This window comes from Paenibacillus wynnii (assembly GCF_000757885.1).
Lineage (GTDB): Bacteria > Bacillota > Bacilli > Paenibacillales > Paenibacillaceae > Paenibacillus_AQ > Paenibacillus_AQ wynnii.
On the sequence record NZ_JQCR01000003.1, the window covers coordinates 1268087 to 1284659 of the forward strand.

Sequence of the window (16573 nt, forward strand, 5' to 3'; positions counted from 1 at the left end):
GGATTAGTCAGAATTTATCAATCTTGTACCAGAATACGGGTAACGGAAACCATCCTACAGGTGCAGTTACTGCCATATAACGACTGTGTTGTGTAAGCAGAAGCGTCTGAGCCTGCTGCTTATTAAGGACAACTGCATCGGGCATAGCAGACCGCTCGACAGTCACGCCATTCGCATCCACTCGCGCAGTAACCGGCTGACCGTCCATGACTGCAGAGAACTCCCCCTGGACAATCCCTAACGTCTTAAACTTAAGTGTCAGATAAGCCTTCAATACATTGGCAAAATCCAGAATATTATACATATCAGATGTCTCGATAACATAGTCTTCAGCAATGCTACCAAGAGTCGTATTCAGAGGAATGTCATATTCTGGCGTATAAATAGAAACCCGCTCTGCTCTGCTATATACCATATAAGCCTTGATAGTCCGCGAAATATCGTCCGTATTTTTCATCGCGCATTCAGATATTTCATCGCCTGCTTCGTTTACGATCAGATACCCGATCAACTTACCATTTTCCAGAACGCCCAGCGCTTTTTGATGAAGGGATTTGAAAATAAGTGGCAATTGCTGTACGTTACGTTCAATATAAGCAAGCCGCGAGGTGTTAATGCTATGCGCAAAAGATTCTGCTCCTTCAACCTCGAAGAACGAGCAGAAGGATATTCCTGTATCGTTCACATGTCTTAAGGCATGGCGCACGTTGGCCTCTCCCACGAAATACTTGAACTTTACACCGCCAAGAGTGAAGCCAAAATACTCATATCTCTGTCGCTGACCATATAATACGACCATATCGTACGTATTGCGCAGTTCTCCAAGCCACATGTTCATGAGCACCTTCATATGCCCTTCGCTACGCGCACGAGGATGGACCGATACGGTACCTAAATAGCAGGTTCGCAGAGTATAGTCACATACCGTCAGCGACTCTGGAAAAACGGCCACCTGTGCGCGCAGCCTGCCTTTCTCATCCGCAGCAACCATATGCATGGCTGAGGAATCTACGTTCTTATCGTACGCTTTGGGCATCAGGGTTTCAAAATCTAAGCGAAAAGCATAGTTGGCTAAATCTATGCATTCTTCGCGCTCATTCGGAGTTGCCATTCTGTATTTAACCATTTGCATTACACTTTCAGTCTAAATATTAAACTACCTTCCTAACTCGTATCCGTTAGCACAATCGTTACTTATTCTTTACTGGTATCCAAATTTCACCCTGTATAAGAATAATTCCTCTGAAGGTTGTGTGAAATTCTGCGAACTGCTAGATCCTCTTTTGAGAAATAACTTATGCCGCTTTACCCGAGTGTGTATCCGTCCGCTTGCTTCGAAAGAACGGCTTACCCTTCGACCAATTGATGAACGGCTGCTCTATAACATAATAAGAGATCGTCGCTGCCACATACGAGATTGCGACGACGGATACACTGATGCCTAACCATCGCCACACGTCCTGGATCCCGAAATAGCGATAATCCTTTAAGAAGTACATTTCGATTAACGTAATGAACAAATAGTGCCAAATATACAAGCCGAACGAAATTCTCGCGGTAAATCGGAAAAAGGGGTTTTCAAGTAAGCGTCCTAAAATTAGGCTGAACGGTGCCGACAACAGCACGACTCCGAACAAAATGGCGTAAGCCGGGAAGTAGTACGGCTGCTGCTGGAAGCTGAAGTCAAATTCACCAAGGTGGCGCATGCGCCAGAGCAGCAAGCCGGCAAGCACCAAAGCTACTGCCCCGACGGCGTCGAACAGCCCGAGCTTGCGCAACCGCTCGATGGCGGTGCCGCGCTGCATAATCGCGACCGTTACGCCCGCCGCCAAGATACCAATAGCGAAGTGACCGAAAAATCCAATTGGGTTGTAATTTGGCATCCAGTATTTTGCGCCGCCGATCAGACCAAAATCCCAACCCCGGCCATTCTCGCTTGGCGTAAACCACTGATGTATGAGCGAGTTGGCGACAAGTACCAATCCAAAGGCGACGACCCAGAACAAGATCGCCTTTCCGAACGAACGCCGCTTGCTGAGCATAAACAATAAAGCCATAAACAAAGGCATCAACATGTAGCATAACACCTCGAAGCTGATCGACCAGAATGGCCCATTCAAGTCGGACGGAAAAAGAGTTGTATAGTGGAAGCCCGTCGTAAACGTGAACCCCGTGATGATTCGCCGCCACAAGAACTCCGTACGGATGTCCAGTATCCATACGAGTAACAGACAAACCAAGAACGAAACATAGAAGCCGGGCATAATCCTTGCAGCACGACGCACTACATATGTACGGATACTCGGATACGCTTCATTTTCCAAGTAAGCGCTCCAAAAGGGGAACGATAACAAAAATCCGCTTAACACGAAAAACAAGCTGACCCCGCTGTTCCCAAGCAAGACAACCGACTGCACTTCTTGAAGCCATTGCTTTTGTGCGGGCATCGCTAGACGTTGTGACAAATGATGCAGGATGACGGACAGGCAAGCGATCGCTCGAACGCCATCCGCTCCTGTTAATCGGGTACTGTCTAACCGAATATTTGACATCAGCTTAAGTTCCTCTTTTCCGAATTGACTCCCGAACGGATGATCGTCCGCGCACACAACGGAATGGCCGTCGAACTGAACAGGATAACCGAAGCCTAGAACACCACATCCGTTTACCCACTACTCCCACTCCCAATGGCGCTGCACATCGATTTCAGGTACTCCTATATTTCAATAAGTTATAGGAAAACCCTTCAACAATTTCATTATTCATCCAAATAAATACCACGATCTGAAATTCGCCAAGATGCTGGGCACCTTGAGATTTAATGTGGATAAATCTGCTAATTTAAGGCAATGAATATCTATTAATTAAAGGTTTTTGACTGCCTTTTTTATCATATCATCGTACTCCACCTTTTCATCGGGAAGCTTAAAATGTACAACCAGCACATTCTTTTTCTCGTAAACACTTGGTATGGTTACAAAATTAGCACTAGCTAATTTTTCGTCAAGATTTTTACGTCCTACATTTTGAGCTTGTTCAGAATCAAATATGAAGATATACACGTTTACAGCATCCGTATGAAGCGATGAATCCGGTGATGTCTGTGGCAGTTTGTCCATACTGTATGTATCTATAGCATACGTCACTGCCGTAACATGGTTTAGCTCCCCAAAATGTGATTTTCCTCCCTTAAGGTGGATTGGAAATACTTTTAAGCCTTGGGTTTCCATAGATTGAATTACATTTTCAAGCGAAATCTTTCTTTCTTCACCGCCACCCGAACAGGCAGATAGTACAATCAATATAACAAGAAATACGAATACGGATTTTAAATTCATCTAATTAATACTCCTCCCGAGTACCTATATCTATTCCTTAGACGCATATGTAATTAAAACTTCAATGAAAATGGCTTTCATTTTATGTATTTTATTATTGAAAACTAATTGCTGGGCAGTTGGATGCCGCGCCAGCCGCTTACATCGCATTGGCCATATTTATTATCACCCACAGCTACCACCGTGCCGTCCGATTTAAGGCCGAGAGTATGAGCGCATCCCGCCGCTACCGCCACAATATCGCGCCAGCCACTTACATTGCATTGGCCATGCTCATTCCAACCCACTGCTGCCACCGTGCCGTCCGATTTAAGCCCGACGGTATGATTACTACCCGCCGCTATCGCCACAATACCGAACCAGCCGCTTACATCGCATTGGTCATGCTTATTCCAACCTACAGCCGCCACCGTGCCGTCCGATTTAAGCCCGACGGTATGAAGGTAACCCGCCGCTGCCGCCACTATGTCGCGCCAACCGCTTCCATTGCATTGACCATACCGATTATTCCCTACAATCTCTACCGTGCCGTCCGATTTAATCCCTAAGGTGTGCCAGTCACCCGCCGTTACCGCTACTATATCAAGCCAGTCGCTTACATCGCATTGACCTTCATTATTTCGACCTACAGCCACCACCGTACCATCCGATTTTAAACCGACGGTACGACGCCAACCCGCCTCAACCGCCACAATATCGTGCCAGCCGCTCACATCGCATTGGTCATGCTTATTCCAACCAACAGCCTCAACCGTGCCGTCCGATTTAAGCCCGATTGTATGAGCATTACCCGTGTTCGTCGCCATATGAACATTACCAGCCGCAACCGCCACCATATCGTGCCAGCCACTTACATCACATTGTCCATATTTATTATCACCCACAGCCATCACCGTTCCGTCCGGTTTAAGACCAACGGTATGACGACGACCCGCCGCTATAGTATTTTTAGGCCACCGTTTCACCATGTCATTCCTCCTTGTATTCTTTCCGTTTCCCATTAACCTTTTGGAATTTGTGCAAATTTCCTTTGGCGTTAGATTGTTATCAATGAAATCATTTAGAATTTGAAAGTTCCTGTCCTCATGACCGAAATGTGGAATAATTTAATGTTCCATCGACAACTCCAAACGCCTGCCCCCGACCAAAAGCGGTTTTTAAATTTAATTTATCCGCTTCACTTACTTGCTGCGTCAAAAAAATTCCATCATTCTTTAACACCTTAGACACTTCATTTGAGAAGAACGGCGCGTGATAACACGAAACTACGTCAATCAAATCAAATGGAAATTGCAAGTTATCAGATGACATCTGTTCAAATAGAACGTTAGAAACATTCGCTTTATCCAGGTTTGATTTTGTAGTTTCCATCATTCCGCTCGATAAGTCAATCCTAAACACAGATTGAAATGAAGAAGCAATGGTTACCTGCAATTCCCTAAAGTCCCACCCATTAATTTTGCCGACTTTATCATAAAATCCTTATATTCTAATTCATTCATGTAGAAACCACCTTTCAAATTATAAAAGCCAAAACACAGAATCAGTGTCTTGGCTTCACTCAGGGATGACACCCGCACTGATTCGAAATATTAGTGTTATTATTGAGAGATTATCTTGCAACTCCTAGAGGTGAACGGCAACTACCTGTTCCCATTCCCAATTGGTTGTAATATGCTTTAATATTCACAAGGGTCTGACCGTGTGTGACCTGGGCGATCATCTGGCCGGTTTCTTCAACATTTACGGTTCTGTTCTCCAGAAGAGCATCAAAAGTTTGCTTAATTTCTTTAGGGAACACATTTCCGACCATACTGGACAAGCCATTACATCCATCTATTTTAATATTGGATACTAGGTTTTCATCACCCGCTGCGAACCTAACAAACGATTCAGGAAACATCGTATCTCTATGACGATGAACGTCTCCTGCCTCCTTAAAACCCAAGATGTTGTCATGCCTTCTTATTAAATCGTGCAAAGCATCCAGACTCAAATCAAAACCTGTTCGGGAAGGATTGTTGTAAAGAATAACATCTTTGGATGTGTGTGTGAGTAACTCATCTACATACAAGATAGCTTGTTGCTGGGTCGGTTTAATGTAAGGTGGAAATCCGATCATTACCACATCAAAAACCGATCCTTCAAGGGCTTGGATTAATCTCACCCCGTCTCGGGTTCTAGTGGATGCAACGCCAAAAATCAATTCTACATCCAGAAATTGCTTCTGGTTGAAATAGTCTATGATATGCAGTCGCTCCTCGATGCTCAATGAATGCTGTTCCCCTGTTGAACCTGAAACAAACAATGATTCGACTTCGTTTTTTTTCAAATAATTGACTATTGGCTCGAATCCCTCCAAATACAAGCTTTCATCTTCTCGAAACGGAGTAGGTATGGCAATATGAAAATTCTTCATGTGGATCATTATCCCTCCATTGAAACATCTAGAAATTCGGATGGCATTAAAAAATATACTTTTATTAGTATAACGTTTTATAAACTCACTTAATATACCTCTGCAAATCGCCGAGCCCTAAAAAGCCCACCTCAGGACGCTGCCTGAAGTGGGCTATCTTTATAACTATATTGGATCTTGTGAATATACAAGATGAAATCACTCTTCGATTTCAAGTTCTCCTGTATCTGCACTTTTGAGTACTAGCTTGGCTTCAATTGGAGTTGAACCATCCTCGCCAGTAAACTTAAGCTTACCCGTACGCCCCTTAGAAATTAATGTCTTCACCTGAGCATCCGTCAACGTACGTCCATGGTTTTCTTTCCAAATTACAAATTTGCAGCCTTCTTTATAATGTGAGCAGCCATATCCTTTACGGCCCATAAATATCATTCCGCCACAGCCGGGACTCGGACAATTACCGATGATGGTTGGACCTTGGTCTGAAGAGTCAGCGCTACTTCCCTGCTGGGTAGCAGTTCTCGTTGATGCTCCGCCAGCTTCACCCTCCGCTTTTCGCTTTCTTGGCGCAGCGGGTTTATCGGCAGCTTTACGTGTAGCAGCACCGCTACCTCCTTTACCTCCGGATTTTGTCGTGGGTGTCTCGCCTTCAAAGGAGGTTTTATCCGCCCGGGATTGCACACGCACTTTCTGGACAATCATGGAGGCGAACTTTTTCACATTCTCCATAAACTGCCCATCCGAAGCTGTCCCTCTGGAAATCTCATTCAGACGGCGTTCCCATTGGCCGGTCATCTCCGGAGAAGTCAGCAGCTCTATACCTGCGCCCCGAATGAGCTCGATTACCATTCGACCCTTTTGAGTGAGCGCGATTTTTTTACCCTGCATCTCTATGTAGCCCACGTTCTTTAGGCGCTCAATCGTGGCTGCACGTGTTGCCGGGGTACCCAGACCCGAATCCTTCATGGCATCTCGAAGTTCCTCATCTTCAATCTGTTTACCAGCACTCTCCATCGCTTTCAGCAGAGTACCTTCTGTAAAGTGTTTGGGGGGCTGAGTGTCCTTCTCTTTTACAATAGCATCACTGCACAGGACATCCTCCGAGCGAAGGATTGAAAAAGGCTCATTAACCTCAATCTCCTCTTCCTCTTCGTCGTCCTTTGACTTGCCCTTGGCTGGCTTAGACTTGTCCTTCTTCTGATCTGCATAAATAACCTTCCAGCCTAGACTCAGCAATTCTTTAACCGTAGTTTTGAACTTCTCGTCCTCAACCTCGGTAATTACTGTATGAACCTTATACTCTGCAGCCGGATAAAACTGGGATAGAAAGCGACGTACGATCAGATCATACAGCTTCTGCTCATCCGTGCTTAAACCCGAGGCTTTCCGATATGTAGGCAAAATTGCATGGTGATCCTCAACCTTCGAGGGATTGCAGATAAACTTGTTCCCTTTATGCACCAGATTCCGGTTAGCACCTTTTACCCACTCGTCATATGCGGTACCCTGCAGCGCAGAGAGCGTCTTATGCATTTCGGGAATATTCTGCTCAGTCACATAGTTGGAATTCGTCCGCGGATACGAGATAACTTTGTGCTTCTCATAAAGCGCCTGCGCGATATCCAAGGTTTTCTTAGCTGAAAAAGCGTATTTGCCGTTCGCTTCCCGCTGCAATAATGTCAAATCGTACAGCTTGGTTGGATACTCCTTCGTATCCTTAACCTCATAGGAGGCAACTCTGCCCAGTTTTCCTTTAACCTTAGCAGCTATGGCCTCAGCCTTGTCACCATCCGTTAATCGGTCTCCCTGCCACATGCCCTTGTAGGTCATTTCATTCTGTGTGAATTGGCCTTCCACCTCAAAAAACTTAAGTGATGCGAAAGACTCAATGATCTTCTGACGGTCATAAATCAGCGCTAGCACGGGGGTTTGCACTCTGCCCACAGATAACAGCACATTATGCTTGGTTGTAAAAGCACGCGATCCGTTCATTCCAATCAGCCAGTCGGCTTCACTGCGCGCTTTTGCAGCTTTGGTCAGATTCTCGTATTCCGAACCGTCCTTCAGCTCCGCAAAGCCTTTGCGAATCGTCTCCGGGGTCAAATCCGAAATCCACAGCCGCTTAACCGGCTGCTCCAGTTGCAGATGTCGCTGAATCAAGGAAAAGATATGCTGCCCTTCCCGCCCGGCATCACAAGAGTTCACCAACAGATCACTGCGTTTGGCTAACTCCCCTATAACTTTAAGCTGATCGATGGTTCTGGCATTCGGAATTAGCTTGAAGGCGTCGGGAATAATCGGCAAATCATTAATATTCCATTTCTTGTATTTAGCATCGTAAGCTTCCGGCTCCGCTAGTCCAACTAAGTGGCCGATAGCCCAAGTAATAATATACTGCTCCCCTTCTAGATAGGAACGGTGATTTTTAGCCTTCGGTTCTATTGCGGCGGCGATATTCCGCCCCATATCCGGTTTTTCCGCAATAATGAGTGTCTTCAAAAACAATCGCTCCTTACCTTTATCGTTCTCTACTCCAAATACGTCCAGTAGTCTATTATACCATCAACTCTACTTTTTTTAACGTATTCCTTGGAAGGTTCGGATTTGCTCAGCTATAAAAATTACTTCGGATCAAGAACACAGGACAAAAGATATGGGCATATGTTACTGTTATAAACCACTTGGGAGGTAATAATATCTTATGTCTTATCAAATGAATGCTAATCATGTCGCAACACCAACCCTTATACAGACTGTCCAAAATTGCGCGGTAACCTGCGAACAAATGGTGACACACCTGCTTCACATGTCCGATGTCCACAACCGGGTGATGCAGATTCAGCTGTTAAGAGATTGCGTTACTATTTGCGATACAATGGTCTGTTATTTAGCAAGACATAGTCCGTTTGCACAATCACTTGCCAACTTCTGTGCATGTGTGTGTGATGTATGCGGGAAAGAGTGTGCAAGATTTCCTGACCCGGAATCCCAACATTGCAGCAGAGTTTGCTTTCATTGTGCTCAAGAATGCCGCATGTTCGCTGCTTCATAGAATATATACCGTCATACTTAACCGGCTCCTGTTAATTTACTTCATAACAAGCATAACTCTCAACGCTTATAGCGAGGTGGGTTGTGCTTGTGCTTTAATACGTGCAATGGCCTCAGCAATTCCAATACTTGCTTTAACGTTCGTTCTCCGTTCGATAATTTCAACCTGTCCATCTGAAGCATCCTTACCTACCACAATGGTTAATGGGATACCGATAAGGCTGGAATCCTTAAATTTGACACCAGGACGCTCGTCCCGCTCATCCAACAGTGTCTCAATTCCCAATTGGTTAAGCTGCTTATAGAGGGCTTCGGCCAGCTCCACCTGATCATTATCCTTGCCAGACATAAGTAAAATATGAACCTGGTAAGGTGCAACCGCTGCTGGCCAAACGATGCCATGCTCATCGTAATTTTGTTCTACAATAGCAGCTAGCATTCTTGATATTCCGATGCCATAACACCCCATGATCATGTGCTGGTTCCGTCCTGTTGTATCCAGATAGGTGGCTCCAAGCTTCTTACTGTATCGGGTTCCAAGCTTAAATACATGTCCAATCTCAATCCCCTGATGAAATTTGAGCGTTCCTTCTTCACAGTGAGGGCAAGCTTCTCCTTCTGTAACATTACGGAAGTCGCCAACACTAGTTAATGGAAAGTCTCTGCCTGGAACGACATTACGAACATGATAATCCAATTCTCCTGCGCCAGCTATACCCAGTGTCATTTCAGCGACTGCCGTATCTACCAGTATAGTTATTTCAAGCCCAATTGGACCCACAAACCCGCTCTCCACACCAGCTACATCCTGCACACTCTCATGGTCTGCCAAACTGATCTCAGTAGCCCCAATGTGTTTCCTTACCTTAATTTCATTTACCTCATGATCCCCTCTTACTAGAACTGCAAGCAGCTTGCCATCGCCTTGATAGATGAGTGTTTTAATAATTTGCTCCGGCATAATATCTAACGTATGCACCAGTTGGTTAATAGTACGGATCCCTGGTGTATGAAACTTTTCTATAGCTTGTACATTGACTTCTTGATTTAATTTAGCATTTTCAATGCGCACTTCAGCCTGTTCCAAGTTGGCAGCATAATCACAGGTAGAACACGCAGCAATGGTATCCTCTCCAATATCCGTCAGTGCCATAAATTCATGGCTGCCGCCTTCCCCGCCTATGGTGCCAGAGTCTGCATGGACTGCTCGAAATTGTATGGCACAGCGGCTGAAGACCCGATGATACGCATTGAACATGGTCCAATACGATTGGTTTAGACCTTCAGAGCCTGTATCAAACGAGTAGGCATCCTTCATTAAAAACTCTCGGCCCCGTAGTAGACCTGAGCGCGGACGGCGTTCGTCACGGAATTTGGTTTGAATCTGATAGACGGTGAGTGGAAGTCTTCGATAAGAGCTAATCTCGTTACGAACGAGTGCAGTCACGATTTCTTCGTGTGTTGGACCCAGCACAAAATCCCGCTCATGCCGATCCTGCAGCTTCATCAGCTCCTTACCGTATTGGTCATAACGCTCGGATTCTTTCCACAGCTCTGCAGGCTGCATGGAAGGCATTAATACCTCTTGGGCACCTGTAACATCCATCTCTTCCCGCACGATGTTCTCTATTTTATGAAGAACTCGTCTTCCGAGCGGCAGATAAGTATATATGCCTGCTGCCAATTGCCGAATAAAGCCTGCACGAAGCAGCAGTTGATGGCTCATAGTTTCCGCTTCTGCTGGTGCTTCTCGCAGTGTTGATAATAACAGCTTACTTTGCCGCATGTTGGTAACCCCCTAATTATTAAGAGCTTCTAAGCCTAAAAAACACAAAAAGACACATTCGCCAGGGACGAATGTGTCGTGATACCACCCTTATTTAACCGCCTATATTAGAGCCTAGACAGTCCTCTATACGGATAACGGCCGTTTCCGGCAGCGGATTTAACTTCTATCGCTACAGCTACCAGTGGCAGGATACAATTCATTCGTACGGGGAACCTTTCAGCCGGTGAATTCCCTCTCTGTTCTAACGAGACTAGAACTGTAAATCCATGGTCAAAGCTTTTGTCTTATCCAGATGTTTTATAATTTACCTGATTATAACGATTACGTCAAGCATACCCTTTGATCAACAAAACAACCGTCACCACAACAAATTCGATGTGGTGACGGTTGTTAATATGTTCATTCGTATTATTTACACTAATACAGTAGAGCCCATCAGGAATTTATCCACTTCACGGGCTGCTTCGCGTCCTTCGTTAATTGCCCATACCACGAGGCTTTGCCCACGGCGCATATCACCGGCAGCAAATACTTTGTCCACATTAGTATTGAACTTGCCATAACGGGCTTTCACATTGGTACGGCGATCTGTAGCCAAGTTCAATTCTTCAATAATATTCTGCTCCGGTCCGTCAAAGCCAATGGCAATCAATGCCAGTTGAGCAGGGTAAACTGCCTCTGTACCCGGAACCGGCTGATAAATTTTACGACCTGTCTCATCCACCATCCGGTGGATTTGCACGGTATGAAGCTCTTTCAAGTTACCTTCTTCATCGCCAACGAATTTAGTCGTCATGATGGAGAATTCACGAGGATCATCGCCGAACAATGCTTTGGCTTCCTGCTGTGCATAGTCAAGTGTATACACGTTCGGGAATTGCGGCCAAGGGTTAGCGATTGGATCACGCTCAAGCGGTGCTTTGTCATGTGTACCGAATTGAGTAATACTGCTGCATCCATGACGAAGCGCCGTTGCCACACAGTCAGAACCTGTATCGCCACCACCCAGAACAATGACATCCTTATCCCCAGCGGATACATAGTTGCCATCTTCGAGATTAGAGTCCAAATAACTCTTGATGGTTCCGTACAGGTAATCCATGGCGTACATTACACCTTTAAGCTCACTGCCTTCAATATTAAAGCGGCGTGCTTTGGTAGCTCCACCACACAGAACAACAGCATCATATTCATCCACCAATTGTTGTGCCGGTATATCCTTACCGATCTCTGTGTTCACTACAAACTGAACACCTTCCGCAGCCAGCAGATCGACGCGGCGCTGAACTACACGCTTGTCCAGCTTCATCGTCGGGATTCCGTAGGTCAACAATCCGCCGATACGGTCACTGCGTTCAAACACAGTTACGGTATGTCCAGCTTTATTCAATTGTGCGGCAGCCGCAAGACCAGCAGGACCGGAGCCTACGATGGCAACCGTTTTCCCGGTACGTTTCTCAGGAGGGTTAGGGACAACCCAGCCTTCTTCAAAACCTTTATCAATAATCGCCAGCTCAATAGTCTTAATTGTAACTGGCTGACCAATCAAACCTACAGTACAAGAACCCTCACAAGGTGCCGGGCAAATACTTCCTGTAAACTCAGGGAAATTGTTAGTTTTATGCAAGCGCTCCAGTGCTTCTTTCCATAATCCACGGTATACCAAGTTGTTCCATTCAGGAATCAGATTGTGTACCGGACACCCGGAGGTTCCTCCATCCATATCAATACCGGTATGACAGTACGGTGTCCCGCAATCCATACAGCGAGCACCTTGCGTACGAAGCTCTTCTTCAGACAAATGATGGTGGAACTCTTCCCAGTCCTTAACCCGTTGCTCAGGCTCGCGGTCACCCGGGAGCTGACGTTTATACTCCATAAACCCTGTTGGTGTAGACATATTTACGTTTCCCCCATCCGTTCTCTTCATGTAAATTTATAGTACATTGTAACCTGTTGCGATATTTGTTAGGTTCATAAATAACGCAAGTGTTGTCCTGTACATTCTGTTGTATAGCGACACATACTTCTAATTTTAATTATAGTAGCATTCATCACTTTTGCACAGTAATGGATTAATTTGCTGATTATTTGTACTATTTCACACGTTGTGTCAGAGAAAGCGTTTTATTATCTATTCCGTACGTTCATATACAAGAAATTGGTAATCATACGGATTTTTATCGTCGCGAATGCCCTTGATATTAGAAACTTCTTTCCATAGACTCCAGTCAACATTCGGAAAATAGGTATCCCCATCAAAAGCCTCATCGATCCGAGTAACGATCAGCTTGTCGGCATAAGGCAGCATCATTCGGTATATCTCCGAACCCCCGATAACCATCAATTCATCGGGTTTCTGCCCTTCGTTAATAGCTTCCTCTACCGTGTGTACAACCTCGGCACCCTCAGGGTTAAAGCTGGTATCCCGGGTCATGACCAGACTAGTTCTGTCTTTCAGCGGTTTACCTCCGAGTGAGTCCCAGGTTTTGCGTCCCATCAGCATTCTTTTGCCCAGCGTCTCCGCCTTGAAAAAAGCAAAATCCCGCGGCAGATGCCAAGGCATATCATTGTCCTTACCGATTACACCATTTGAGCCCATGGCCCAAATCATACTAATGCTCATAGTACCTCGCCTCCCCTGTTAAATAGCTACCGGTGCTTTAATACCTGGATGGAAGACATAATCGGTGAACTCAAAGTCATCAAACGTATAATCAAAAATACTCTCCGGTTTTCTACGGATCATTAACTTCGGCAGTTCGTACGGTTCTCTAGCCAATTGAGTCGCTACTTGCTCCAGATGATTGGTGTAAATATGCACATCTCCTCCGGACCAGATAAACTCACCCACTTCAAGACCGGTCTGCTGAGCGACCATATGAGTCAAGAGTGCATAGCTGGCAATGTTAAATGGCAACCCCAGAAAAGTATCAACTGAACGCATTGTTAACATGCAGGACAGCTTACCATCCGCTACATAGAACTGAAATACAAAGTGACATGGAGGCAGCTTCATATTTTCAATTTCACCCACATTCCAGGCACTTACAATATGCCGGCGCGAATCCGGGTTATTCTTAATGGCTTCAATAACATTCGAGATTTGGTCAATATGGCGCCCGTCTGCGCTTTCCCAAGCCCGCCACTGTGAGCCGTATACCGGTCCCAGCTCTCCGTTCTCATCGGCCCATTCATCCCAAATGGAAACACCGTTGGCCTTAAGGTAAGCCGTATTGGTCTCACCCTTCAGAAACCATAACAATTCATGAACAACCGATTTCAAATGAATACGTTTTGTTGTCATGAGAGGAAAACCCTTAGCCAAGTCAAACCTTAGCTGACGGCCGAACACGGATATTGTACCTGTTCCTGTACGGTCGCTTTTTGCAGTGCCGTGATCCAGTACATCCTGGAGTAATTCTAAATATTTGCGCAACTGACAACGCCCCTCTATCCTTTTTTTCTTTTATTAGTTTACCATGACCCTGCCACCCTTGTAACTTGCAAAACTATAGAAATCGGCAAAAAGAACCTCATGGACATGAAAAACCCGGAGGACTACCCCCTCCTTAGAGGTTGTTCTTCCGGGTTTCTTTTTAATTCATGCGTTATACTCATACCTTCTTGAATTTATTCCATAATTAGGCCGTACACACTTATCTTCTTTATTCGGCGGGCTACTAACATAGAAACTACATACGCAACAATGATAATCGCAACACTCAGCAGCAGTACCTGAGGTAAGCTGACTGCAAGCTGGATGTTATAAATTCCAAGATTCGAAAGCAGCAGCACAAACGTAGTATCCGAGTAAAAGTAACCTAGCACACTTCCTAACAGTACTCCTACTGTAATAACTGGCAGAAGACTGAACGTAATCTGTGTCATCAAATTGAAGGTGGTATAACCCATTCCCTTGAGTATCCCGAATTCTTTCTTCCGCTTTAGGATTAAGGTCTTGATTACCAGGTATAAGATCAAACTGACCACAATAATCGTCACCACCGTAATGACCGCCGTCATGGAAGAAACAGCTGAACTAAAGGTGCTGAGCACACTATCCTGTACATCTTGAAGATTCGTTATTGTCCATTGTCCAGGGAACCGTTTCTCCAACTCCTGAATAATTGTATTTTCATTGGACCCTTCCTTCAGATAGACATTAAGCGTGCTAGGTGCGAAATCAGGGAGCATTCTCTTCACACCCTCTTCGGTCATGGTCGCCACCATTCCGAGTTGATTGATCTGCTGACTGAGTCCTGATATTAAATAGCTTTCAGTAACACTATTAGAGGTAACTCTAACCTCATCACCGATGGTTTTACCTATCTGCTTTGAAATGATCCCCGATATGGCTATCTCATTGTCATATTTAGGCTGCCTGCCTTTATAAACAGTCTCTGTCTCCATCTTGCTAAAGTCATCTGAAATTCGGAGCAAAAAGTTGGTGTCTAGAATGGAAGCCACTTTGCTGTCGAGCAGAGAAGTCTTCTTCACTTCCTTCATGCTTTCCACTTCAGAAATCATATCCTCCTGTACCACACCGCTTTTTAAGACTAACAACAGGCTGCTCTGCTCTATGCCCACAAGCTTCAAAATAGCGGTAGTATCTCCTTTAAAGTTAAAATTCAAAATGGAGCAAAAAATACAGGAAAAGGTCAGTCCCGCAACAATAATAACAATCATCACGTTCTGTTTGGTCTGCCTGATTAAGGATTTCAAACTTAAAGCAAACTGCAGAGAAAGACGCGATTGTTCAAGAGGAATACGATTTCTTTTAAAATTATGGGTAAGTATCCCGCTCTGCAGAGCAGCTATAGGTGTGATGGTCCGAATCCGTTTACTGGATAGAAAAGCCACAAGCAGAACCATTCCAGTGATGATCAACAAGCTTAGCACCGCACTTAACATCCCAAATGAAGCGGGCCATATCAAACCTACTGAAGCGGAAATCAGATTGCCGGCAAACGGCATCACCAGAGTAGAAACAGCTATCCCCGGAATTGCAGCAAGGATGGAAATCGAGGTGAATTGCAGTAAAAGCGCACCTATAATCTGCCATGATGTGAAACCATTCGCCTTCAGGACACCAATATTAAGCAGATTATCTTCAATATGGCCCAAGATCTGGAAGCGAATAACGATGAGCGAAATCACGACCATAATTAGAGCGAAGGCGATTAGGATGGCTGTCAAAATACTAACAAATATACGATTTCCTGTTACGCCGGATTCAGCACTCATCACTGAAAACATGTTACGTGTCCCCGAAGCGGAAATTTGATCTTCCAGCGATTGGCTCAGCTTTTCAACTTTAGTACTGTCGGTCAAATTCACAGACAAAAGGTTAAAATGCGCCTCTTTTCCAATACGTCCATCTAAATCCTTATACGCCTTATCCGGCAAAAACACCTTTAAAGAACCGTTACTAAGCGTCCCTAATATCGGCTCCTCAATAAAGCCTCCAATGGTATACGTATATTTATTTTTCTCATAGTTGAATGAGTAGCTATCACCAAGATTGTACCCCGCACTGACATGGAACATATAGGGTAGAAAAATCATATCTGAAGTGATGTGTTCCAATTGAGAGGCTGGTCTAAAGGGAGCCATAGTCCTTTGCAGATCTGAATTAAGAATCAACAGGCTAGAAGTGGTATCCGTCTGCCCGTATTCCAACGCAGCATCGTTAAGCAGAATTGCAGGTTCATTTTCCCACTTCTCCGTAGTAGGATAGCTTTCCACCAGAGATTCATATTCCTTGAGATGTCTATCATTTTCGAAGTAGGCAATCAAATCCGGTGTTTGCAGCTCAGTCATTTTGTCTTCCTGAAAGGAATTAAGCTTTAAGGTAACCGACAGCCCAATGTTCAGCAGTAATACAGCCAGCAGAATTAAAAGGGAAAGAGTAGCTGTGGAACTTTTTCTTTTGCGGATGTTGGACCAAGCAAGTTTACTTTGAACACTGCTCAT

At 44.9% G+C, this 16573-nt stretch carries 12 protein-coding genes and 1 pseudogene; 1 reads left to right on the forward strand and 12 read right to left on the reverse strand.

Features of this window, described 5'->3' with window-relative positions:
• Nucleotides 1–7: 7 nt before the first annotated feature.
• The 7 genes and pseudogenes from PWYN_RS21210 to PWYN_RS21240 form a co-directional block, all read right to left on the reverse strand.
• A complete protein-coding gene (locus tag PWYN_RS21210; RefSeq protein WP_036659047.1) occupies nt 8–1126 on the reverse strand; it encodes a GNAT family N-acetyltransferase in 1119 nt (372 codons plus the stop codon).
• 169 nt (nt 1127–1295) lie between these two features.
• Nucleotides 1296–2552: an acyltransferase family protein gene (locus tag PWYN_RS21215; protein WP_036655975.1), complete on the reverse strand. Its 1257-nt coding sequence runs from the start codon at nt 2550–2552 to the stop codon at nt 1296–1298.
• A gap of 312 nt (nt 2553–2864) precedes the next feature.
• Nucleotides 2865–3338 carry a hypothetical protein gene (locus PWYN_RS21220; RefSeq protein ID WP_036655976.1) on the reverse strand — a complete coding sequence of 158 codons (474 nt, stop codon included), beginning with the start codon at nt 3336–3338 and terminating at the stop codon, nt 2865–2867.
• 104 nt (nt 3339–3442) lie between these two features.
• A complete protein-coding gene (locus PWYN_RS21225; RefSeq protein ID WP_036659048.1) occupies nt 3443–4306 on the reverse strand; it encodes an RCC1 domain-containing protein in 864 nt (287 codons plus the stop codon).
• A 30-nt stretch (nt 4307–4336) separates the two neighbouring features.
• A pseudogene (locus PWYN_RS29670) lies at nt 4337–4840 on the reverse strand (class I SAM-dependent methyltransferase); the annotation flags it as partial.
• Nucleotides 4841–4950: 110 nt separating this feature from the next.
• Complete coding sequence (locus tag PWYN_RS21235) at nt 4951–5757, reverse strand: dihydrodipicolinate synthase family protein (protein WP_036655978.1); 807 nt, start codon at nt 5755–5757, stop codon at nt 4951–4953.
• Between the two features lie 198 nt (nt 5758–5955).
• Nucleotides 5956–8256: a type IA DNA topoisomerase gene (locus PWYN_RS21240; RefSeq protein ID WP_036655982.1), complete on the reverse strand. Its 2301-nt coding sequence runs from the start codon at nt 8254–8256 to the stop codon at nt 5956–5958.
• Nucleotides 8257–8470: 214 nt separating this feature from the next.
• Here PWYN_RS21240 and PWYN_RS30815 point away from each other — a divergent pair, with 214 nt between their 5' ends.
• Entirely contained in the window at nt 8471–8809 is a 339-nt protein-coding gene (locus PWYN_RS30815) for a four-helix bundle copper-binding protein (RefSeq protein ID WP_084147011.1), read from the forward strand.
• A 66-nt stretch (nt 8810–8875) separates the two neighbouring features.
• Here the strand turns inward: PWYN_RS30815 and PWYN_RS21245 are convergent, their stop codons facing one another.
• The 5 genes from PWYN_RS21245 to PWYN_RS21265 all read right to left on the reverse strand — a co-directional run bounded on the left by PWYN_RS21245 (nt 8876) and on the right by PWYN_RS21265 (nt 16573).
• On the reverse strand, nt 8876–10594 hold the full coding sequence (locus PWYN_RS21245; RefSeq protein ID WP_036655984.1) for a proline--tRNA ligase: 1719 nt from the start codon (nt 10592–10594) through the stop codon (nt 8876–8878).
• A gap of 415 nt (nt 10595–11009) precedes the next feature.
• Complete coding sequence (locus tag PWYN_RS21250; protein WP_036655986.1) at nt 11010–12497, reverse strand: glutamate synthase subunit beta; 1488 nt, start codon at nt 12495–12497, stop codon at nt 11010–11012.
• A gap of 234 nt (nt 12498–12731) precedes the next feature.
• Nucleotides 12732–13223: a dihydrofolate reductase gene (locus PWYN_RS21255; protein ID WP_036655988.1), complete on the reverse strand. Its 492-nt coding sequence runs from the start codon at nt 13221–13223 to the stop codon at nt 12732–12734.
• A gap of 18 nt (nt 13224–13241) precedes the next feature.
• Nucleotides 13242–14036: a thymidylate synthase gene (gene thyA / locus PWYN_RS21260; protein ID WP_036655991.1), complete on the reverse strand. Its 795-nt coding sequence runs from the start codon at nt 14034–14036 to the stop codon at nt 13242–13244.
• Nucleotides 14037–14230: 194 nt separating this feature from the next.
• Nucleotides 14231–16573, reverse strand: coding sequence for an ABC transporter permease (locus PWYN_RS21265; RefSeq protein ID WP_036655994.1), 2343 nt, complete (start codon nt 16571–16573; stop codon nt 14231–14233).